This is a genomic window from Halostagnicola alkaliphila, from assembly GCF_055379965.1.
In genome coordinates, this window is sequence record NZ_AP043826.1 from 716,037 (window position 1) to 736,698 (window position 20,662).

Here is a 20,662-nt window from a genome sequence, read left to right on the forward strand (position 1 = left end):
ACACTCCGCCGAACCGACCGACGAGGCCGGCACGTGTCGTATCTATTATGACCTGGGAGCGGGAACGATTGGCCAGTGAGCGATTGGAACCAGTTTAGAAGCGATCACGAGAACTCCGGCCACCGGAGAGCGCCGGCCCTAGAGGACCCGGAACGTCCAGACGCGGTCTGGGAGACCGAGATTAGCGGTTCGATCGAGGCAGCGCCGGTTCTCGACCGCGACACCGTCTACATCGGCTCGAGCGCGGGGAACGTGTACGCGTTCGATAGGTACGAGGGCCGACGTCGGTGGGTTTTCGAGACGCAGTTGCCGATCGACTCGGCGCTCGCTGTCACCGAGGAGTCGCTGTTCGTCGTCGCGGCTGACGGCACGGTGTTCGCACTCGAGCCGGAAACCGGGGAGCTCCAGTGGGAGGGTGAAGTCTCCGGGAGCGTCGAATCGGCACCGACGTTCTCGCGTGGCGTTCTCTTCGTTGGCCACGACGAGGGCGTCTCGGCGCTCGCCGCCGAAACCGGCGAGGAGCTGTGGTTCCACGAGACGGACGCCGGCGTCGTCGGGACGCCCGCGACGACGCCCGGATTCGAGACCAACCGCGTCTACGTCGGAACCTACCAAGACGAAGTCCTCGCGCTCGAGACGGCGTCGGGCGAGGAACTCTGGACGGCACCGATAAACGGCGCGGTCGTCGGCGGCCCGACGGCCGTTCCGGGCAACGGCGACGCGGAGCGAACCGAACCTGTCGGAACCGCTGAACGCACCTCTCCTGCGCTCGAACCGACCGCCTCCGAAGACGATGCCGCGGTCGGGAGCACTCCCTCACTCGAGGATGATACCGTGCACGGGACTGACACCGCAAGCGGCGCTGAGACCGCAGTCGGAACCGATATTCAGCCCAGCGAGACGGCTGTTGACACGGCCGAGAACCGACAGGAGAGCCTCGCCGTCGACGGCGATATCGATGCCGGCTCCGGCGACCGCGTGTACGTCGCCGACGACGGCGGACTCCTCGTCGCCTTGAACGCCGAAACGGGTCAGTCGTGGTTCACCTACGAGATTCAGGAGCCGTTTACGACCGCACCGACGGTTACCGACGACAGCGTTTTCGTCGCCGCCTCGGACGGTTACCTCCACATCACTGATACGATGTTCGGCAAGCGAAAACTCCGCGGGTGGCTCTTCGCGAAGAAGGGGATCAACCTCGACGGCGTTGCGCGCGCGGAACCGGCCGTCGTCGGTGACACTCTCTGTCTCGGCGATTCGAGCGGCTCGGTCTACGGGATCGATATCGACGAACCCGACTTCGGCTGGCACTACCCACTCGAGGAGGGCGTCTCGAGCGGCCCTGCGGTTTCTGACAGCTCCCTTTACGTTGTCACGGACGACGGCCGGCTCCGTTGTCTTTCCTGGCGGGACGAAACGACAGGCTGGGATTGATTCACTTCACCGCCGGCCGCCATCGATCGGTTCGTTCGCCGATTCTCTCTTGCCGGTTATACTCTCGGATACGAATCTGTTCACCCCGACGCCATGGCGCACTTTCACTTTCACTCCCCTGTTAACGAGGCTTTATACGGGTACCGGCACAACGACTGAGTATGGCAGACGCAGACCTCGAAGCACTCCCTGGTGTCGGACCGGCAACCGCAGACAAACTCTACGACGCAGGCTTTGATTCTTTCCAGAGTCTCGCCGTCGCCGCTCCGTCGGAACTCTCGAATACGGCCGACGTGGGCGAATCTACCGCGAGCGATATCGTTCGCGCGGCCCGCGACGAAGCCGACATCGGTGGCTTCGAAACCGGTTCGACGGTTCTCGAGCGACGAAACGAGATCGGCAAACTCAGTTGGCACATCGACGAGGTCGACGAATTGCTGGGCGGCGGTATCGAGACCCAGTCGATCACCGAAGTGTACGGCGAGTTCGGTGCCGGGAAGTCTCAGGTCACCCACCAGATGGCCGTCAACGTCCAGCTTCCGAAGGAAGTCGGCGGACTCCACGGGTGCGCCATCTTTGTGGACTCCGAGGACACGTTCCGCCCGGAACGTATCGACGACATGGTCCGCGGCCTCCCGGACGAGGCGATCGAAGCGACCCTTGAGGACCGCGATATCGAAGGATCGGCTGACGACGAAGCGACGCTCGATACTCTCATCGAGGACGTTCTCGAGAAGATTCACGTCGCGAAGGCGTTCAACTCGAACCACCAGATGCTGCTCGCCGAGAAGGCAAAAGAACTCGCGAGCGAACAGGAAGACTCGGAGTACCCGGTTCGACTGCTCTGTATCGACTCGCTGACCGCCCACTTTCGTGCGGAGTACGTCGGCCGTGGGAACCTCGCCGACCGACAGCAGAAACTCAACAAGCACCTTCACGACATCGACAAGGTCGGAAACCTCTACAACGCGGCCATCATCGTCACCAATCAGGTCGCCTCGAACCCCGACTCGTTCTTCGGCGACCCGACGCAGCCGATCGGTGGGAACATCCTCGGCCACAAGTCCACCTTCCGTATCTACCTCCGAAAGTCCAAAGCCGACAAACGGATCGTCCGACTGGTCGACGCGCCGAACCTCGCCGACGGCGAGGGCGTAATGCGCGTGCAGGACGAGGGACTGAAGCCGGAGTAGTCGGAAGCCGGAATCGTCCCGACACGCTCGGAACTGTTCGCTCGATCGTTGCTATTCACTCGCTCGAATTATTCAATGCCTCGAGCGCCGCCTCACGCATCTCCGTAACCTCCTCGATCTGCTCTTTCTTGTCCTCGGGATCCTCGAGCCCCTGCAACCAGTACAAGGAACTGTAAAAGGCCACCAGCTTCCCGATCTCGGGTTCGGTCAGGAGACCGAGATCACCCGCGGCCGACTCGTAGATGACCGGATTCTCGACGCTGGTCGTCACCCGTTCGTAGCCGCCGTCGTCGATGATTTCGTCGACGTGTTCGTAGGCTCGAAGCTCCTCGCTGAACGCCTGCCGGAGCCGCCTCGTCGCGTCGCGCTCGCGTTTCCAGTAGAGCAGGTACGAACCGGCTGCTGTCGCGATCGCTCCGATGACTGCACCCAGGACGAATCCGACGGCCGTTTCGACCATATCGGACGAACGCTCGTCTCGAGGGTAAACTACCGGGTTGCAACAGCACTGGTCGATGACGAAAGCTGCACTATCGGTAGACGAACGAGCGAGAACGAAATTGGGCCGCCAATGAAGTCGGGTTCTATAAGCTTCCGTTGAAAAACCACTCAGTCTTCGGTCGATGTCTTCGATTTATCCAACTCGCCGCGATAGATTTTCGCCCCGTCCTGTGCGACCTTCTCGGCGAGGACGGCACACTTGATCCGCATCGGCGAAATTTCGACGCCGAGCATGTCGATGATGTTGTCCCGATCCATCTCGAGCAGTTCGTCGATCGTCTTCCCCGCGAGCTTTCCGGAGAGCATGCTCGCGGAGGCCTGACTGATCGCACAGCCGTCGCCGGAGAACGCGACGTGCTTGATCGTCTCCTCGTCGTCCTCGAGTTTGACGTCCATCTGGATCTCGTCGCCACACATCGGGTTCTCTCCGACGTGCGTGAAGGTCGGATCCTCGAGTTCCCCGTAGTTTCGAGGACTCTTGTAGTGGTCGAGGATCTGCTGTCGATACATATCCGAGCCCATTCCCATGATTGGATACGGATACGGCAGTCCGCTGTAAAAGGATTCCGGGGTCGCGTACGATCCGAGAGGTGCTCAATCGTGTCTCGTTTACGGAAACCGAACGACTCGAGTACCGCTAATCGGTGCGGAGAGCCGCTCGCTTCGAAGAAAGAACGGTTGATGGCCTATGCTGTGTCCGAACCCTGGTCGGGATCGACCGGCGGGTTCAGGTAGCAGGCGTCGACGACGACCGTCGCGCCGACGACCGCCGCGGGCAGCAGAGCGTACTGTACCGGAATGGCCAGTACGAACGCGGCGACCAGCGCAACCGCGAACGCACTCGGGATGATCCCGAGTGCGAGGTCGTATCGGGTCGCCGCGGTGAGAACGTCGACCAGGGTCTCGAACGGATCCCGTTTGGGAACGTCCTGTGGTGTCTCGTACATGGTTCTCACCTCGGCAATACTGAATACGTGACTGAAAGTGAAAAATCCCATGTGGGAGCAAATAGCACACATGGGTGCGGTCTGGCGATACTATTTTTGGAACCCTCGCGGCCGTGTCACTTCGCGATGACCGTGTTTGCCTACGCGAACAACTGCCGGTCTGGCGAGACGCGGTGCGTCTCGCTGAGTTTCACTCGTTCACTCCGCTCACTCGTGAAACCGCCGTCGATGAATCTCCTCGCACACCAGTCGTCCGCTCACGCGAACAACTGCCGTGCGTCGTCGATCGCTGCGATCAACTTGTCGATCTCCTCGCGCGTGTTGTAGACGTAGAACGAGGCTCGAGCCGACGCCGCGACGCCCAGTTTGTCGTGGAGCGGTTGAGTACAGTGATCGCCGGCCCGAACCGCGACCGTGTGGTCGTTCATGATCGAGGCGAGGTCGTGGGCGTGGACCGACTCGAGGTTGAAGCCGACGAGCCCGCTTCGATCGGGGCCGGGTTCGGGGCCGTAGATTTTGATGTCGCCTTCGGCCTCGAGCTGTTCGTAGGCGTACTCGGCCAACTCCTCTTCGTGGGCCTGGATGCGTTCCATGCCGATCTCTTCGAGGTAATCGATCGCGGCCTCGAGACCGACGGCCTCGGCGATCGGCGGCGTGCCGGGTTCGAACTTCCAGGGGAGGTCCGCCCAGGTGGAGTCCTCGAAGGTGACCTTTCGGATCATTCCGCCGCCGTAGAGGTAGGGATCCATCTCCTCGAGTAGCTGTTTCTTTCCGTAGAGAACGCCGATTCCGGTCGGACCGGCCATCTTGTGCCCGGAGAAGGCGTAGAAGTCGGCGTCGATCTCCTCGACGTCGACTGGTCGATTTGGAACGGCCTGTGCGCCGTCGATAAAGGAGAGCGCGTCGTGTTCGTGGGCGATTTCGGTCAGTTCGGCGACCGGGTTGACGGTACCGAGCGTATTCGAGACGTGGACTGCCGAGAGAATTGCGGTGTCGTCGGTGATGCACTCGCGTGCGTGGTCCATGTCGAGGCGGCCGTCTTCGTCGATTTGAATGTATTTAACGTCTGCGCCCGTCTCGTGGGCGATTTGCTGCCAGGTGACCAGCGAGGCGTGGTGTTCCATCTCCGTGAGCACGACTTCGTCGCCGGGTCCGAGTTCGTTCAGGCCCCACGAGTAGGCGACGAGATTCTCGCTCTCGGTCGTGTTCTTCGTAAAGATGACCTCTTCGCGGCCGCCGCTCGCGCCGATAAACTCGGCGACGCGGTCGTGGGCGTGTTCGTAGGCCTCCGAGGCCTCCTGACTGAGGTGGTGGATGCCTCGGTGGACGTTCGAGTTCGTGTACCGGTAGTAGTCGCTCATCGCGTCGATAACCGGATCGGGGGTCTGGGTCGTCGCCGCGTTGTCGAGGTAGACCACCTGCTGATCGTCGAACTTCCGCTCGAGGATCGGGAAGTCCGACCGAATACGCTCGATATCGAGCGTGCCGACGTTTCGTTGACTCATTGGGAAATAAGAGGGACTGGAGACAAAACACTCCTTCGGTCCACCCCTGTCTTGTAGGGTCGACGCCCGACTGATTAATACGTTAATCAGATAGCAGTCGGCGAGTTGTCCCCGGTTCTTTCCCGACGAGGACTCGCATTCTCGAATTGAAACCCTGGCTGTCGAATTATAACGCACAATGTGGTAGGGCTCGCACGATGGTTGCAATCCGCACGTCCGGTTTGACGAAACGATACGGCGACCTGACTGCAATCGCCGATCTCGACCTCGAGGTTCGAGAGGGGGAAGTGTTCGGGTTTCTCGGACCGAACGGGGCCGGCAAGTCGACGACGATCAACACGCTGCTGGACTTCACGCGGCCGACCGAGGGGTCGGCGACGGTGCTCGGCTACGACGCTCAGGAGGAAGCGGATCGAATCAGTCCACGTGTCGGCGTCCTTCCCGAAGGATTCGATTGCTACCCCCGATTGACGGGTCGCCGCCACGTCGAGTTCGCGATCGAGACCAAAGATGCCGACGACGATCCCGACGGCCTCCTCGAGCGGGTCGGCCTAGATCCCGAGGACCGTCGTCGTCGAGCGGGCGAATACTCGACGGGAATGCGCCAGCGTCTCGCGACGGCGATGGCGCTCGTCGGCGACCCCGATCTGTTGATCATGGACGAGCCTTCCTCAGGACTCGATCCACACGGTATCCGCGAGATGCAAGAACTCGTCCGCAGCGAGGCCGATCGGGGGACGACTGTCTTCTTCTCGAGTCACATCTTAGAGCACGTCGACGCGGTTTGTGACCGAATCGGCGTGTTGAACGACGGCCACCTCGTCGCGGTCGACACGATCGAGGGACTGCGCGAATCTATCGGCGGCGGCGCGACGATGACGCTTACCCTCGCGGACGCCGACGAACATACTCGAGAGACCGCCACGTCGATCGAGGGCATTACCGCGGCCTCCGTCTCCGGACAGACGCTCGAGTGCTCCGTCGCGGACCCGATGGCAAAGGCGACGGTCGTCACGGAACTCACGCGGACGGGCGCGACGATTCACGACATCCGAATCGAAGAGGTGTCTCTCGAATCGCTGTTCACGACGTTGACGAACGGTGATAGTGAGCGAGCCCAGGGTTCGCGAATCGCTTCCGAGGACACTCCTGAACCTGTGGCCCAGAACCCGGACAGCGAGGTGGCCGAATGACGTCTCATATTGCCACTGTCGCTCGAAAGGATTTCGCCGATGCCGGACGATCGAAATTGCTCTGGGGGATAATTGGATTGTTCGTCGGCATTGTTGTCATCGGGTACGTTGCTATCTGGGCTACTCTCGATGACGTGGTCGCCTCCGAAGCGCTCGGTTTCCTCAACTTTCCGATACAGGTTGTCCTGCCGGTTGCCGCGCTGATCGTCGGCTATATGGCCGTCGTCGGCGAGCGCCAATCGGGAAGCATCAAGCTCCTGCTCGGACTCCCACCGAACCGGACCGATGTCGTGTTCGGCAAACTACTTGGTCGAATCGGCGTCGTCGTGGCCGCTATTGCCATCGCGTTCGTCGTCGCGTTCGTCCTCAGCTTGATTCTGTTTCGGTCGGTCCCACTCACCGACTGGCTCACGTTCGGCGCGCTCACCGTGTTATTTGGAATCACGTTCGTCGGGATGGCCGTCGGCGTCTCCGCGAGCGTTTCCTCCCGTGGCCGATCGATGGCCATCGTCGTTGGGATCTACATGGTGTTCGTCGCCCTCTGGGAACTCCTCACCGCCGGCACGTACTATCTCATCTACGACGAGGGGCCACCCCTCGAAGTGGAAACGTGGTACCTACTGATCGATCAGTTCAATCCGATATTCGCATACACGAACTTCGCGAATTCCCTCGTCGACGGTGGTATCTTCCCCTTCCAGTTCCAGTACGGACTCGAGTCTACCGAAGCGTACCAGCTGACGCCGGCCGAGCGCTACGCCGGATCGGGCGACGCGCCCTTCTTCTTACAAGAGTGGTTCGGCATCGTCGTTCTCCTGTTCTGGCTCGTCGTCCCCGTCGCTATCGGGTATTATCGATTCCAGAGAGCGGAGCTATAAATCTCGCCATCGACTTCTCGATCGCAGCTATCTCCTCATCAACCGCGGCCATCTCACATCCGCAACAACTGCGCGTGGACCGTTTCGCCGACCTCGAGGACGTTCGCTTCGTCCACGATCCCCTCATCGATCGCGAGCTCGACCGATTTCCGACCGACGATGTTCGCGACGGTCGCTCGAGCGAGGCTGTGTGCAACTGCCTCTTCGTCGGCGTCGTCGCCGCCGTAAAACTCCTCGGTGACAGTCAAGGAAAAGTCGCCGCTTTCGAAGGTTTCTCCGAGTACCGCCCGGTCACAGACGGCAACGAGCAACCCTTCCGGCGTCTCGCGTTCGGTCACGAGCATGTCTCTCTCAGATTCCATCGGTGGTCACGTCTACTCCTGTAACTGCTGGCGCTCTTCGACGAGTCGCTCCTCGGCGCTCTCGCGCATCTCGTTCGCCTCTTCGGCGATCTCTTCGGCCTCGTCGTACTCGCCTAACTCCTCGAGAATTCGCGCCTTCTCCTCGAGTACCTGCGCGTTTCGCAGGCCGAGTCGGATCGCGTTGTCGATGCAGTTGTGGGCCTCTTCGGCCAGCCCGCGTTCTGCGAGGAAAAAGGCCCGATTGAACCAGGCCTGTGCGAATCGTTCGTCGATCTCGACGGCGCGTTCGGCGTGCTCGAGCGCCTGTGAGGTCTCGCCGAACTCCCAGAGCGCGTAGGCCAGATTCGTCTCCGCGCTCGCCGCGTGTTCGCTCTCGTCGTCGATTCGAAGCGCTTCCTGATGGGCACCGATCGCCTGATCGTACTCCTCGAGTTCGGCGTGTGCCACGCCCTTGTTCACCCAGGCCTCCTGTTCGACGAGGTCGTCCTCGGCGAAATTAGCCGCTCGATCGAAGGCTTCGGTCGCCTGTTCGTGGCGGTTGATCCGCATGTAGCTCAGGCCGACCTCGAGCAGTTCCTCGGCATCGACATCGTCACTCCCGATGTTCCGTTTGTCCAGAAGGTCCGTCACGGACCGGGAGTCGACCGGGTCGACTTTCGTCGGATCGACGCCGAGCTCGGGCGGGTCGAGATCGAATTCGTCGTACGACTGGTCGATCCCTTCCCCCTCGGAGTACTGATGTTCGGGATCTCGGTCGTCCTCTCGTTCGGTCATTACTATTTTTTGGCGGCGACGACTGTTAAGACCTGCGACCCTCGCCAACCGAGAACTCCTTAGCGCACGCTCTGCTCCGCGAGAAAAACGGGACGACACTGGTTTCTTTTCAAGCGTTGTGGCTCCCCATTCGTTGAATATCCTGCCCGTCGAACCGTCACCCATGCGACTGTTCGTCAGCGTCGATCTCCCCGAGACACTCACGGAGTCAGTCGCCGACCTCCAGGCAGTCTTCGAGGATGCCGGCGGCCTGAACTTCGTCGATCCCGGTCAGGCACACGTCACGCTCAAATTCCTCGGCGAGGTCGACGAGGAGCAGGTGCCGGAACTCGAAGCCGAACTCGAGGCCGCCGTCGCCGACGCGGCTATCGACCCGTTCACCGTTCGGTTCGGCGGTCTCGGCGTCTTTCCGGACCTCGAGTACATCAGCGTCGTCTGGATGGGCGTCGAGACGGGCGGCGATCAGCTTCGGCAGCTACACGAGGCGATAGAAGCTCGAACGACGGCGATGGGCTTCGACCCGGAAGAACACGACTTCACCCCACACGTCACGCTCGCACGGATGGAACACGCGGGCGGGAAGGATCTCGTCCAAGAGGCCATCCGAACCCGCGACCCGACCGTCGGCGAGACCCGCGTTACGTCGGTTCGGTTGACCGAGAGTACGCGCTCTCGAGATGGGCCGCAGTATTCGACGGTCGAACGGTTCTCGCTCGAGTAGCTAGCCTCGCATGCTCGACTTCGTTGTTGGCCACTGTGAGAGGGAGAGGGGCTTCTATTTGGCACATGACTGCACGGTAGCGCAAGCGCGTCTTTGATTACTGCCGGCGGTTTACTCGTCGTATGGATCTGGCGGTACTACGAGAGGATATGGTCGACGGACTCGAGTCCGCGGCTAAGGGAATCCTCACCGACGCCGATATTGGCGTCGCGATGCGTGATGTCCCTCGCCACGAGTTCTTCGACGACGAGCAGTTGGCGTACGCTGATCGGGATGCCGATTGCTTGGGAACGCGAATTCTCGCCCCGAGCGTCGCTGCGCGCCTGTTGCAGTTTCTCTCGCCTGAAGCGGACGACGAAGTCCTGATCGTCGGCGCCGGCGTCGGCTACACGGCGGCCGTCGTCGCCGAACTCGTTGACGAGACGAACGTCCACGCGATCGACATCGCGCGACCGGTCGTCTACGAGGCGCGGACGAACCTCGAGGATGCCGGCTACGAAGGAATTCTCGTCGACTGTCGCGACGGTGCGTACGGGCTCCCGGAGTATGCACCGTTCGATCGGATTCTCCTCGAGGCCGCGGCGATTTCTCCGCCCCAGGCGCTTCTCCAGCAGTTGGCCGACGACGGCCGACTCGTGTATCCACAGGGGAGCAACCCCCAGCGGTTGACAGCCGTTTCGGCCGACGGATCGCCGGTGGAAGTCGAACGGAGCGCCGTCTCGTTCGATCCGCTATTGGTCGAGGGCGAACAGTCCGGTGCCGTCGAGCGAAACCGCACCGCTCGAGAGGATCGCGAGCACGCCGTTCGACACGCCCAGTCCCGCCGCGGCTGGGAACAGGAGTGGATCGAGTGGGAAGACACGATCAGCCCTCGGTCACGATAATGTCGTTGTTCGCCTGCTCGTCGACGTAATCGGTGCTCGTCGGCGGATGGACGTCGATCTCGAGCGTTCCCGTTCCCTGCCCTTGTCTGATTTCCGGCTCGAGGTTTAACGTGGTCGTTCCGTCGCTGTTCGTTTCATTGTCTGTCGTCTCATCGATCGACGCGCTCCCGCTCGAGACGATGACGGTCGCGTCTTCGACCTCGTTTCCGTCTTCGCCGATAACAGTGATATTGACCTCTTGTTGTGCATCTGCGGGAATCGTGGTCGGATCAATTTCGACGTCGACTTCGGTTTCGGAGAGCGTCCCGATGCCGCTGAGCATGTTCATCATGATCCCGAGACAGGCGACGCCGACGACGAGTGCGATAACGAGCCGAATCGGCAGCCCTTCGATAGCTCGGTCGTCCTCGTGGAATCGTGAGGGAGTTCGCATACGCCGTATGGCAGCCACTTCGTATATAAACTCACGTCCGAACCGTCGGGACCGAACGACTTGTTCGTAGATTACAATCGAAGAAGACGCCCGAGGCGGGATTTGAACCGAAGCCAGACGTGCTCTCTCACTACGTTCGCTGCGCGCGACTGGCAGGGTTCAAATCTCTCTTTGCCGTCGTTTCCGCCCACGGAGACGAGCACACGCTAGGCGGTGCTCGTCGAAATTGTTCGCGGAAGAAGACGCCCGAGGCGGGATTTGAACCCGCGTCACAACCGTGACAGGGTTGTATGATGGGCCACTACACCACCCGGGCACCTGACAACCATTCCTTTCCCGGTGATGGTATTAAGGCTTTCCAATCGATGGCCGCGTGGTAGTGCGAACCGAGGGAGTACTCGAGCATCCCAACTCCGTTCACCATCTGTTCCATTTCGGTTCTGACGTTCCGGTGAAACTGGACGTTGCAGTACCAGTTTGAACGACCTCCGAACTCCCGTTGGAATCGCGAACAGGGTCGCTACCTGTTGAAAGGGTCGTCGAAGATACCGGTGTAGACCGAATTCGCGTCTTCGGATTCGTGTTGTTGCTTACGGCAGTCCAACTCTGTATCACCCAGGGTAGGGGCTACGAACTGTAGGTTCTCCCCGCACTGCTCACGATGGAGTTTGCACTCGCCGCGGTCGTGGTACTCTTTCGGTCGCTCGAGGAGGTTACCGGCGGCGGCTAACGTGGCGCAATCGATTGCGGTTCGTTCAGCACCTCGCTGTACCGCGTTACAACTGGCATTAGAGGACGGAAAGCGGAACTGAGTCCGCTCGAAGTCTGCTTTCTATCTTTGCTCGTCAGAAGTGCTTCTCGCTCCGACGTTGGACGGAGGGAAACGCTCGAGGCGGGATTTGAACCCGTGCGTAGACGTTCCGGGCATGCGGCCTCACTTCGTTCGGCCGTTCCGGGCAGTGCGACTACTTGTGTTCAAAATCCCTCTTTGCCGTTTCGCTGACGCTGTCACTCGTTCGTCGTTACACTCCTCACTCGCGATGTAGCGTCAGCAGAAAGCGCCCGAGGCGGGATTTGAACCGAAGCCAGACGTGCTCTCTCACTGCGTTCGCTGCGCGCGACTGGCAGGGTTCAAAATCCCGTACCGCGTTTCTCGAAATTCGGATGTTCGCAACACAGCAAGCTGGTTGCTCACGAGGTTGAATTTCGAGAAAGCGCCCGAGGCGGGATTTGAACCCGCGTCACAACCGTGACAGGGTTGTATGATGGGCCACTACACCACCCGGGCACCTGACAATCATTCCTTTCCCGGTGATACTCTTAAGGATTCTTACTCGGGAGCCGTGTGGTAGATATCCTCGAGGAAGTGAAATCCACCCCTCCAAAAAACTCAATAAAATAACATCTCCCAAAAGGGATTTAACTGATAACAGGGTATTTTGGAGTGTGAACGGCTACTCTGGTCAGGTTTGGCCGGCCGGATAGCGCTACGCTTGCGTCCAACTTAGAAACTCTTAACTGCCTGCCGCCGATAGCTAACTGTAGTATCTCGTGACAGCAGCTTCTCTCCCCATAGCCCAGCACAACCCATGGTAGACGTAAGCCAACATGAACTCGTTCCAGAGCACACTATCCTCGAGGACGATGTCCTCGATGAAGTACTCGACGAGTACGACATCGGCCGTACAGACTTGCCCAAAATCAAACGAAACGACCCTGCACTCCCCGACGACGCGGAGATGGGGGACGTAATCAAGATCGTTCGAGATTCTCGAACGACCGACCAGGCGATAATTTACCGACTCGTGGTGGAATAAATGGCAACAGAACTTAACAGAGCAAAACGACGGGACATTTCGCGCGAATATTTTTCGAGGGAACGACTCGCAGAACACCACTACCGTTCGTTCAACTCCTTTCTCAATCGGGGGATGCAACGGGTGGTCGACGAGAAGGAAACGATCGATACGGACATCGGCGACAAAGAAGGCGAGGAACCGGTTCACGTCAAGCTCGGTGATGTCCGCGTCGTTACGCCCCGCGTTCGAGAGGCGGACGGCTCGGAAGAATTGTTGTACCCACAGGAAGCTCGACTTCGAAACATCACCTACTCCGCGCCGGTCTTCATGGAGATGTCCATCGTCAAGGGCGAAGAGGGCGATCAGCGGGTCGTCGACTCCACGGAGACGAAGATCGGTCGGATGCCGGTCATGGTTGGTTCCGATAAGTGTAACATCGCAGGCTTTTCCGACCAGGAACTGATCGACATCGGTGAGGACCCCGCCGATCCCGGCGGCTACTTCATCGTCAACGGCTCCGAGCGAGTGCTGATGACCAGCGAGGACCTCGCGCCGAACAAGATCCTCGCGGAGTACGACACCAAGTACGGCGACGAGATTCAGGTCGCCAAGACGTTCTCCCAGCGCCGTGGCTACCGCGCGCTCGTTCTCTGTGAGCGAAACCGTGAGGGGCTGCTAGAAGTTTCGTTCCCGTCGGTTTCCGGTTCGATCAACTTCGTCACGCTCGTCCGCGCGCTCGGTCTCGAGTCCGACGAGGAGATCGTTCACAAGGTTTCGAACGACCCAGAGGTCGTCAAGTACATGCTCGAGAATCTGGAGGAAGCGGAAGTCCAGAGCGAAGAGCAGGCGATCGAGGAACTCGGGAAACGCGTCGCCTCCGGCCAGGGTAAGAATTACCAGCTCAAACGAGCGAACTACGTTATCGACCGCTATCTGCTCCCGCACCTCCACGAGGACGGTGTCGAGGAGGAAGACGTGCGAATCAACAAGGCCCACTACCTCTGTCGGATGGCCGAAGCGTGTTTCGAACTCGCACTCGAACGCCGCGAATCCGACGACAAGGACCACTACGCGAACAAGCGACTGAAGGTCAGCGGCGACCTGATGAAGGATCTGTTCCGAACTGCGCTCAACAAGCTGGCGCGGGACGTGAAGTACCAGCTCGAGCGAGCTAACATGCGAAATCGTCAGCTCTCGGTCAACACCGTCGTTCGATCGGACGTGCTTACGGAACGACTCGAGCACCCGATCGCGACGGGGAACTGGGTCGGCGGCCGTTCGGGCGTCTCCCAGCTGGTCGATCGAACTGACTTCATGGGGGTCCTTTCCCACCTTCGCCGTCTTCGCTCGCCGCTTTCCCGGTCACAGCCTCACTTCGAGGCGCGGGACCTGCACGCGACCCAGTGGGGTCGTATCTGTCCCTCGGAGACGCCGGAGGGGCCGAACTGCGGACTGGTGAAGAACTTCGCACAGGCGATGGAGCTCTCCCAGAACGTCGAGGACGAGCAGGGACTCAAACGCGAACTGGCATCGATGGGGGTCGAGGGAATCCCGGGCCTCGAAGGCATCGAACGAACGACATCGCCGGCAGACGACTGATCTATCAATGAGCAGCCAACAACGAGAAGCCAAGGTGTACGTGAACGGATCGCTGGTGGGGACACACGACGATCCGCACGAACTTGCCGAACAGATCCGCGAAGCGCGACGCATCGGCGACGTTTCGGAGATGGTCAACGTCTCCGTGAAAGATCGCACGCGAGAAGTAATCATCAACGCCGACGCCGGCCGAGCGCGACGGCCGCTCTTGGTCGTCGAGGACGGCGAACCGCGAATTACCGACGACGAAATCGAAGCGCTCCGGAACGACGAACTCGAGTTCGAAGACCTCGTCGCTCACGGTTATATCGAGTTCATCGACGCCGAGGAGGAAGAGGACATCTACGTGGCCGTCGAAGAGGACGATCTCAACGATCGCCACACTCACCTCGAGATCGACCCGCAGCTGATCTTCGGGATCGGTGCGGGGATGATTCCGTACCCCGAACACAACGCCTCGCCGCGTATTACGATGGGCGCAGGGATGATCAAGCAGTCGCTGGGGCTGCCGTCGGCGAACTACCGAATCCGTCCGGACACGCGCCAGCACTTGCTGCACTATCCGCAGCTCTCGATGGTCAAAACGCAGACGACCGAACAGATCGGCTTCGACGACCGACCCGCCGCACAGAATTTCGTCGTCGCCGTGATGAGCTACGAGGGGTTCAACATCGAGGACGCCCTCGTCATGAACAAGGCCTCGGTCGAACGCGCGCTCGCTCGCTCGCACTTCTTCCGGACCTACGAGGGCGAGGAACGACGCTATCCAGGCGGTCAGGAAGACCGCTTCGAGATTCCGTCACAGGACGTCCGCGGTGCTCGAGGCGAGGATGCCTACACGCACCTGGACGAGGACGGACTGGTCAACCCCGAAACGAAGGTCGACGAAAACAGCGTGCTGCTCGGGAAGACGAGTCCGCCGCGCTTCCTCGAGGAACCCGACGACATGGGCGGCCTCTCGCCACAGAAACGCCGCGAGACCAGCGTCACGATGCGCTCGGGAGAGAGCGGCGTCGTCGACACGGTCACGCTGATGGAAGGCGAGGACGGCTCGAAGCTCTCGAAGGTCTCCGTGCGCGACGAACGGATCCCCGAACTCGGGGACAAGTTCGCATCTCGACACGGCCAAAAGGGAGTCGTAGGCCACCTCGCACCGCAAGAAGACATGCCCTTCACCGAAGAGGGCGTCGTCCCCGACCTCGTGCTTAACCCGCACGCGCTGCCGTCGCGGATGACCGTCGGACACATCCTCGAGATGATCGGCGGGAAACTCGGCGCGATGGAAGGACGCCGCGTCGACGGAACGCCGTTCCTCGGCGAGGACGAAGACGAACTTCGAGGCGGACTCGAGGAGTCCGGTTTCGAGTCGTCGGGCAAGGAGACGATGTACTCGGGCATCACGGGCGAGAAGATCGAGGCCGAGATCTTCGTCGGGATCATTTTCTATCAGAAGCTCTACCACATGGTCTCGAACAAACTGCACGCCCGCTCTCGCGGGCCCGTGCAGGTTCTTACCCGTCAGCCGACGGAGGGTCGTGCCCGCGAGGGTGGACTCCGTATCGGTGAGATGGAACGGGACGTTTTCATCGGTCACGGCGCGGCGATGACCCTCAAAGAGCGACTCCTCGACGAATCCGACCGCGAATTCATCAACATCTGCGGGCAGTGCGGGATGAGCGCAGTCGAAAACGTCGAGCAGCGCCGGGTCTACTGCCCGAACTGTGACGAGGAGACCGACATTCACGAGATCGAGATGAGCTACGCGTTCAAGCTCCTCTTGGACGAGATGAAGGCGCTGGGTATCGCACCACGACTGGAACTAGTAGACGCCGTCTAACCCATGCAAAACAGCACACCAAAAGACATCGGATCGATAAACTTCGGGCTCATGGAGCCCGAGGAGTATCGGGAGATGAGCGCGACGAAGATCATCACCGCCGACACGTACGACGACGACGGGTTCCCCATCGACATGGGGTTGATGGACCCGCGACTGGGCGTCATCGACCCCGGTCTCGAGTGTAAGACCTGCGGAAAACACTCCGGGTCGTGTAACGGTCACTTCGGCCACATCGAACTGGCCGCGCCGGTCATCCACGTCGGCTTTACGAAGCTCATTCGACGGCTCCTTCGCGGGACCTGTCGAGAGTGTTCGAAGCTCCTGTTGACCGAAGACGAACGGGACGAGTTCCGCGACGATATCACGGAATCTCGAAAACTAGGCCGGGACTTAAACGACGTCACCAAAGCGGCGATCCGGCAGGCTCGAAAGAAAGATCGGTGTCCACACTGTGGCGAAATTCAGTACGACATCGACCACGAGAAGCCGACGACCTACTACGAGGTCCAGCAGGTCCTCACGAGCGAGTTCTCCCAGCGTATCGCGGGAGCAATGCAGGGCGACGAAGAGGAAGGCATCGAGCGAACGACGCCGGACGAACTCGCTGAAAAGACCGAAATCGAGATCACTCGAGTCAACGAGATTCTCTCGGGATCGTTCCGTCCGCGCGAGAGCCAGCGAAAGGCTATCGAGAAGGCGCTGGACATCGATTTGACGGAGGAGGACACGAACAAGCTGATGCCGAGCGATATTCGGGATTGGTTCGAGGCGATTCCCGACGAGGATATCGAAGTGCTCGGAATCGATCCCGATCGTTCCCGTCCGGAGTGGATGATCCTCACCGTCCTTCCGGTCCCGCCGGTGACGGCGCGACCGTCGATCACACTGGATAACGGCCAGCGGTCGGAAGACGACCTCACGCACAAGCTCGTGGACATCATCCGGATCAATCAGCGGTTCATGGAGAACCGTGAGGCAGGAGCGCCACAGCTGATCATCGAGGACCTCTGGGAACTGCTGCAGTACCACGTCACGACGTTCATGGACAACGAGATTTCCGGAACGCCGCCGGCCCGACACCGCTCGGGTCGACCGCTCAAGACCCTCAGCCAGCGACTTAAAGGCAAGGAGGGCCGGTTCCGAGGATCGCTGTCAGGAAAGCGTGTGAACTTCTCTGCCCGGACCGTCATCTCGCCTGACCCGACCCTCTCGCTCAACGAGGTCGGCGTTCCCGACCGGGTCGCCTCGGAGATGACCCAGACGATGCTCGTCACGGAGCGAAACGTCGAGGAAGCACGGCGATACGTCGCGAACGGACCGAACTCACATCCCGGTGCGAACTACGTTCGGCGGCCCGACGGCCGTCGACTGAAGGTCACCGAGAAGAACTGCGAAGCGCTCGCAGGAATGACTGAGGATTCCGACGCGGAAGGGATTCAGACGATCGGCCCCGGCTGGGAGGTCAACCGACACCTCATCGACGGCGACATCGTCATCTTCAACCGACAGCCATCCCTGCACCGGATGTCGATCATGGCCCACGAGGTCGTGGTCATGCCGTACAAGACGTTCCGTCTCAACACCGTCGTTTGTCCGCCGTACAACGCCGACTTCGACGGCGACGAGATGAACATGCACGCCCTGCAGAACGAGGAAGCCCGCGCGGAAGCGCGCGTCCTCATGCGCGTGCAAGAACAGATCCTGAGCCCTCGCTTCGGCGAGAACATCATCGGCGCGATTCAGGACCACATCTCCGGAACGTACCTGCTGACACACGACAATCCGCGGTTCAACGAGACGCAGGCACTCGACTTGCTCCGCGCAACGCGGATCGACGAGCTGCCGGAACCGAGCGGTATCGACGACGAAGACGAGCCGTTCTGGACCGGCCACGACGTCTTCTCCGAACTCTTGCCGGACGATCTCGACCTCGAGTTCGTCGGGACTGTCGGCGAAGACGTTGTCGTCGAGGACGGACAGCTCCTCGAGGGTACCATCGCCGAGGACGAGGTCGGCGAGTTCGGCGGGGAGATCGTCGACACGATCACGAAAGAGTACGGGAACACCCGCGCCCGCGTCTTCATCAACGAGGTTTCGACGCTGGCGATGCGTGCGATCATGCACTTCGGGTTCTCGATCGGGATCGACGACGAGACGATTCCCGGGGAAGCTCAGGACCGCATCGACGAGACGATTACCGACGCCAACGACCGCGTCGAAGAGCTGATCGACGCCTACGATGCGGGCGAACTCGAGTCCCTACCGGGACGGACGATCGACGAGACCCTCGAGATGAAGATCATGCAGACGCTCTCGCGGGCGCGTGACAACGCGGGTAACATCGCGGAGGAGCACTTCTCGGAGGACAACCCAGCGGTTGTCATGGCCGAATCCGGAGCACGTGGCTCGATGCTTAACCTGACCCAGATGGCCGGCTGTGTCGGCCAGCAGGCGGTTCGGGGAGAGCGTATCAACCGCGGCTACGAGGATCGGACCCTTTCGCACTACGAACCGAACGATCTCTCGGCTGAGGCACACGGGTTCGTCGAGAACTCCTACACGAGTGGACTCACCCCGCGTGAGTTCTTCTTCCACGCGATGGGTGGCCGCGAAGGGCTGGTCGATACGGCAGTCCGGACGTCGAAGTCCGGCTACCTTCAGCGCCGACTGATCAACGCACTCTCGGAACTCGAGACCCAGTACGACGGGACCGTTCGAGACACGAGCGATACGATCGTTCAGTTCGAGTTCGGCGAGGACGGCACCTCGCCCGTCAAGGTCGGCTCCGATGAGGAACACATCGTCGACGTCGACGGAATCGCCGACCGCATCGTCGAGGCCGAGTTCGAGGACGACGCCGAGAAGGCGGCGTTCATCGGCCCGAAACAGGAGACGACGAACCTCTCTGAGCACGCGGACAGTCGTCGATTGCCCGACGGCGCGGAGGTGAGCTCCGATGACTGAGGTCGCCTACGACGTCAGCGAGGATACGATCGTCCTCGTCGAGGACTCGGATCTGCCCCGGCGACTCAAGGACAACGTCTACGAGACGATCGAAGCTCGAGCCGGAATCACGAACGAGCAGATCGACGAGATCGTCACCGCAGTCGAGAACAAGTACGTCGACACGCGGGTCGATCCGCTCGACCCCGTCGGTACCGTCTCCGCGCAGTCGATCGGCGAGCCCGGAACGCAGCTGACGATGAACACGTTCCACTACGCCGGTGTTGCGGAGATCGACGTGACGCAGGGGCTGCCACGCCTCATCGAACTCGTCGACGCCCGGAAGACGCCGGATACGCCGATGATGACGGTGTTCCTCGAAGACGAGTACGCGACCGAACGCGAGAAGGCCCACGAGGTCGTCTGGAAGATCGAGGCGACGCAGATCCTCGCGCTCGGTGACGTGTCGACGAACGTCGCCGACATGCGTGTTCAGATCTCGCTGAACCAGGACACGCTCGAGGAGCGAATGATCTCCGCCGAAGAGGTCGCGGGGATCATCGAAGACAACCTCGGCGTGAAGACAGTCCAGCAGGGGCCAACGATCGAATTCGGCCCCGAAGAGCCGTCCTACCGCGATCTCCTCCAGCTCGTCGAAGAGCTTCGTGATATTACGTTCAAGGGAATCGAGGAGGTCTCTCGGGTCGTCATCCGGCGCGAAGAACTGGACGACGGCAGCGAGGAGTTCGTCCTCTACACCGAGGGATCGGCCTTCGGCGACGCGCTCGCGATCGAGGGCGTCGACGCCTCGCGGACGAAGTGTAACAACATCCACGAGATCCACCGTAATCTCGGGATCGAGGCCGCTCGAGAGACGATCATCGAGGAGACGAACAACACGCTGGCCGAGCAGGGTCTCGACGACGTGAACGTTCGCCACCTGATGCTCGTCGCCGACATGATGACCAACGAAGGGACGATCGAGTCGATCGGTCGTCACGGCATCTCCGGATCGAAAGACTCCGTCCTCGCACGGGCGGCGTTCGAGGTCACGGTCAATCACCTCCTGAACGCGGCGATCCACGGCGAGATCGACGAACTCGACGGCGTCACGGAGAACGTCATCGTCGGCAAACCGATCAAGCTCGGAACTGGGGACGTCGACCTGCGGATGGGCTCGACCGGGCCGAGTAGTCAAGCCGACTGATGGGCGTCACCCTCGAGGACGAGGCACGCCGGTACCTCGCGGCCTTCGAAGACGTAACGGAGACGACGGGGCGGGATTGTCTCGTCGACGACGAGAAGTTACTGATCGTCGTAAACAGCGGCGAGATGGGTGAGGCGATCGGTCCGGGCGGTCAGAACGTCATGCAGTTCGAGGATCGAGTCGACAAGTCGGTTCGGCTCGTCGAGGGCGCGGACGATCCCGAGACGTTCGTCGCGAACACCCTTGCACCCGCCGCGGTGTACAACGTGACGGTCAGCGAGAACGACGATCTCGTGGCGTACGTCGAGGTCGCGGACGAAGACCGCGGCGTCGCGATCGGCTCGAACGGCGAGACGATCGAGCGAGCACGCACCCTCGCGGATCGCCATTTCGGGTTCGACGACGTGCAGTTAATCTAACTGCGATCGTGAATTTTCTCTTGTGAATAA

General features: G+C 60.8%; 19 protein-coding genes and 2 tRNA genes. 12 read left to right on the forward strand and 9 right to left on the reverse strand.

What is annotated here, in order from left to right:
- Positions 1-75 precede the first annotated feature (75 nt).
- Both ACZ5C7_RS08670 and radA read left to right on the forward strand, forming a co-directional pair.
- Positions 76-1,434 (forward strand): outer membrane protein assembly factor BamB family protein, encoded by a 1,359-nt coding sequence (locus tag ACZ5C7_RS08670; protein WP_464375933.1) that lies wholly within the window; start codon positions 76-78, stop codon positions 1,432-1,434.
- 161 nt (positions 1,435-1,595) lie between these two features.
- A complete protein-coding gene (radA, locus tag ACZ5C7_RS08675) occupies positions 1,596-2,627 on the forward strand; it encodes a DNA repair and recombination protein RadA (protein WP_464375934.1) in 1,032 nt (343 codons plus the stop codon).
- 55 nt (positions 2,628-2,682) lie between these two features.
- Here radA and ACZ5C7_RS08680 read toward each other — a convergent pair whose 3' ends face one another.
- From ACZ5C7_RS08680 to ACZ5C7_RS08695, 4 genes are all read right to left on the reverse strand, one after another.
- On the reverse strand, positions 2,683-3,087 hold the full coding sequence (locus ACZ5C7_RS08680) for a hypothetical protein (protein ID WP_464375935.1): 405 nt from the start codon (positions 3,085-3,087) through the stop codon (positions 2,683-2,685).
- Between the two features lie 149 nt (positions 3,088-3,236).
- Complete coding sequence (gene sufU / locus ACZ5C7_RS08685; RefSeq protein WP_464375936.1) at positions 3,237-3,656, reverse strand: Fe-S cluster assembly sulfur transfer protein SufU; 420 nt, start codon at positions 3,654-3,656, stop codon at positions 3,237-3,239.
- A 158-nt stretch (positions 3,657-3,814) separates the two neighbouring features.
- Positions 3,815-4,075, reverse strand: a complete 261-nt coding sequence (locus tag ACZ5C7_RS08690) for a DUF8015 family protein (protein ID WP_464375937.1) — start codon at positions 4,073-4,075, stop codon at positions 3,815-3,817.
- 257 nt (positions 4,076-4,332) lie between these two features.
- The gene (locus ACZ5C7_RS08695; RefSeq protein WP_464375938.1) at positions 4,333-5,580 is read right to left on the reverse strand and encodes an aminotransferase class V-fold PLP-dependent enzyme; all 1,248 of its coding nucleotides are present in this window, start codon (positions 5,578-5,580) and stop codon (positions 4,333-4,335) included.
- Positions 5,581-5,777: 197 nt separating this feature from the next.
- Between ACZ5C7_RS08695 and ACZ5C7_RS08700 the strand changes: the two genes are divergently transcribed.
- Positions 5,778-6,773, forward strand: coding sequence for an ABC transporter ATP-binding protein (locus ACZ5C7_RS08700; protein ID WP_464375939.1), 996 nt, complete (start codon positions 5,778-5,780; stop codon positions 6,771-6,773).
- Entirely contained in the window at positions 6,770-7,651 is an 882-nt protein-coding gene (locus tag ACZ5C7_RS08705; RefSeq protein ID WP_464375940.1) for an ABC transporter permease subunit, read from the forward strand. Before ACZ5C7_RS08700 ends, ACZ5C7_RS08705 begins: the two co-directional genes overlap by 4 nt.
- Before the next feature lie 53 nt (positions 7,652-7,704).
- On the opposite strand, the gene ACZ5C7_RS08710 is transcribed toward ACZ5C7_RS08705, so the two are convergent.
- Positions 7,705-7,995, reverse strand: coding sequence for a DUF424 domain-containing protein (locus ACZ5C7_RS08710; RefSeq protein ID WP_464378418.1), 291 nt, complete (start codon positions 7,993-7,995; stop codon positions 7,705-7,707).
- A gap of 30 nt (positions 7,996-8,025) precedes the next feature.
- Entirely contained in the window at positions 8,026-8,787 is a 762-nt protein-coding gene (locus tag ACZ5C7_RS08715; protein ID WP_464375941.1) for a tetratricopeptide repeat protein, read from the reverse strand.
- 163 nt (positions 8,788-8,950) lie between these two features.
- Here ACZ5C7_RS08715 and thpR point away from each other — a divergent pair, with 163 nt between their 5' ends.
- Together thpR and ACZ5C7_RS08725 are read left to right on the forward strand one after the other, a co-directional pair.
- On the forward strand, positions 8,951-9,508 hold the full coding sequence (gene thpR / locus ACZ5C7_RS08720) for an RNA 2',3'-cyclic phosphodiesterase (protein ID WP_464375942.1): 558 nt from the start codon (positions 8,951-8,953) through the stop codon (positions 9,506-9,508).
- 122 nt (positions 9,509-9,630) lie between these two features.
- Positions 9,631-10,392 carry a protein-L-isoaspartate O-methyltransferase family protein gene (locus ACZ5C7_RS08725; protein WP_464375943.1) on the forward strand — a complete coding sequence of 254 codons (762 nt, stop codon included), beginning with the start codon at positions 9,631-9,633 and terminating at the stop codon, positions 10,390-10,392.
- On the opposite strand, the gene ACZ5C7_RS08730 is transcribed toward ACZ5C7_RS08725, so the two are convergent.
- The 3 genes from ACZ5C7_RS08730 to ACZ5C7_RS08740 form a co-directional block, all read right to left on the reverse strand.
- A complete protein-coding gene (locus tag ACZ5C7_RS08730) occupies positions 10,373-10,825 on the reverse strand; it encodes a DUF7382 domain-containing protein (RefSeq protein ID WP_464375944.1) in 453 nt (150 codons plus the stop codon). The two genes, ACZ5C7_RS08725 and ACZ5C7_RS08730, sit on opposite strands and share 20 nt — an antisense overlap.
- Before the next feature lie 243 nt (positions 10,826-11,068).
- Positions 11,069-11,141 (reverse strand) — tRNA-Asp (locus ACZ5C7_RS08735).
- 899 nt (positions 11,142-12,040) lie between these two features.
- Positions 12,041-12,113 (reverse strand) — tRNA-Asp (locus tag ACZ5C7_RS08740).
- Positions 12,114-12,414: 301 nt separating this feature from the next.
- Here ACZ5C7_RS08740 and ACZ5C7_RS08745 point away from each other — a divergent pair.
- From ACZ5C7_RS08745 to ACZ5C7_RS08770, 6 genes are read left to right on the forward strand one after another with little or no spacing between them, the layout of a single operon-like run.
- Positions 12,415-12,642: a DNA-directed RNA polymerase subunit H gene (locus ACZ5C7_RS08745; protein WP_464375945.1), complete on the forward strand. Its 228-nt coding sequence runs from the start codon at positions 12,415-12,417 to the stop codon at positions 12,640-12,642.
- Positions 12,643-14,223: a DNA-directed RNA polymerase subunit B'' gene (locus ACZ5C7_RS08750; protein ID WP_464375946.1), complete on the forward strand. Its 1,581-nt coding sequence runs from the start codon at positions 12,643-12,645 to the stop codon at positions 14,221-14,223.
- A 7-nt stretch (positions 14,224-14,230) separates the two neighbouring features.
- Positions 14,231-16,060: a DNA-directed RNA polymerase subunit B gene (rpoB, locus tag ACZ5C7_RS08755; RefSeq protein WP_464375947.1), complete on the forward strand. Its 1,830-nt coding sequence runs from the start codon at positions 14,231-14,233 to the stop codon at positions 16,058-16,060.
- Positions 16,061-16,063: 3 nt separating this feature from the next.
- Complete coding sequence (locus tag ACZ5C7_RS08760) at positions 16,064-19,027, forward strand: DNA-directed RNA polymerase subunit A' (RefSeq protein WP_464375948.1); 2,964 nt, start codon at positions 16,064-16,066, stop codon at positions 19,025-19,027.
- Positions 19,020-20,213 carry a DNA-directed RNA polymerase subunit A'' gene (gene rpoA2, locus ACZ5C7_RS08765; RefSeq protein ID WP_464375949.1) on the forward strand — a complete coding sequence of 398 codons (1,194 nt, stop codon included), beginning with the start codon at positions 19,020-19,022 and terminating at the stop codon, positions 20,211-20,213. Before ACZ5C7_RS08760 ends, rpoA2 begins: the two co-directional genes overlap by 8 nt.
- A complete protein-coding gene (locus ACZ5C7_RS08770) occupies positions 20,213-20,632 on the forward strand; it encodes a NusA-like transcription termination signal-binding factor (RefSeq protein ID WP_464375950.1) in 420 nt (139 codons plus the stop codon). The genes rpoA2 and ACZ5C7_RS08770 overlap by 1 nt, the downstream gene beginning before the upstream one ends.
- Positions 20,633-20,662 lie beyond the last annotated feature (30 nt).

Bases quoted from the DNA above. Each gene is read 5' to 3' on its own strand.
- ACZ5C7_RS08770 (WP_464375950.1), top strand. From the start codon at position 20,213: ATGGGCGTCACCCTCGAGGACGAGGCACGCCGGTACCTCGCGGCCTTC.
- ACZ5C7_RS08690 (WP_464375937.1), bottom strand. From the start codon at position 4,075: ATGTACGAGACACCACAGGACGTTCCCAAACGGGATCCGTTCGAGACC.
- ACZ5C7_RS08730 (WP_464375944.1), bottom strand. From the start codon at position 10,825: ATGCGAACTCCCTCACGATTCCACGAGGACGACCGAGCTATCGAAGGG.
- thpR (WP_464375942.1), top strand. From the start codon at position 8,951: ATGCGACTGTTCGTCAGCGTCGATCTCCCCGAGACACTCACGGAGTCA.
- rpoA2 (WP_464375949.1), top strand. From the start codon at position 19,020: ATGACTGAGGTCGCCTACGACGTCAGCGAGGATACGATCGTCCTCGTC.
- ACZ5C7_RS08760 (WP_464375948.1), top strand. From the start codon at position 16,064: ATGCAAAACAGCACACCAAAAGACATCGGATCGATAAACTTCGGGCTC.
- ACZ5C7_RS08680 (WP_464375935.1), bottom strand. From the start codon at position 3,087: ATGGTCGAAACGGCCGTCGGATTCGTCCTGGGTGCAGTCATCGGAGCG.
- rpoB (WP_464375947.1), top strand. From the start codon at position 14,231: ATGAGCAGCCAACAACGAGAAGCCAAGGTGTACGTGAACGGATCGCTG.
- ACZ5C7_RS08695 (WP_464375938.1), bottom strand. From the start codon at position 5,580: ATGAGTCAACGAAACGTCGGCACGCTCGATATCGAGCGTATTCGGTCG.
- radA (WP_464375934.1), top strand. From the start codon at position 1,596: ATGGCAGACGCAGACCTCGAAGCACTCCCTGGTGTCGGACCGGCAACC.
- sufU (WP_464375936.1), bottom strand. From the start codon at position 3,656: ATGGGAATGGGCTCGGATATGTATCGACAGCAGATCCTCGACCACTAC.
- ACZ5C7_RS08745 (WP_464375945.1), top strand. From the start codon at position 12,415: ATGGTAGACGTAAGCCAACATGAACTCGTTCCAGAGCACACTATCCTC.
- ACZ5C7_RS08725 (WP_464375943.1), top strand. From the start codon at position 9,631: ATGGATCTGGCGGTACTACGAGAGGATATGGTCGACGGACTCGAGTCC.
- ACZ5C7_RS08700 (WP_464375939.1), top strand. From the start codon at position 5,778: ATGGTTGCAATCCGCACGTCCGGTTTGACGAAACGATACGGCGACCTG.
- ACZ5C7_RS08705 (WP_464375940.1), top strand. From the start codon at position 6,770: ATGACGTCTCATATTGCCACTGTCGCTCGAAAGGATTTCGCCGATGCC.
- ACZ5C7_RS08710 (WP_464378418.1), bottom strand. From the start codon at position 7,995: ATGCTCGTGACCGAACGCGAGACGCCGGAAGGGTTGCTCGTTGCCGTC.
- ACZ5C7_RS08750 (WP_464375946.1), top strand. From the start codon at position 12,643: ATGGCAACAGAACTTAACAGAGCAAAACGACGGGACATTTCGCGCGAA.
- ACZ5C7_RS08715 (WP_464375941.1), bottom strand. From the start codon at position 8,787: ATGACCGAACGAGAGGACGACCGAGATCCCGAACATCAGTACTCCGAG.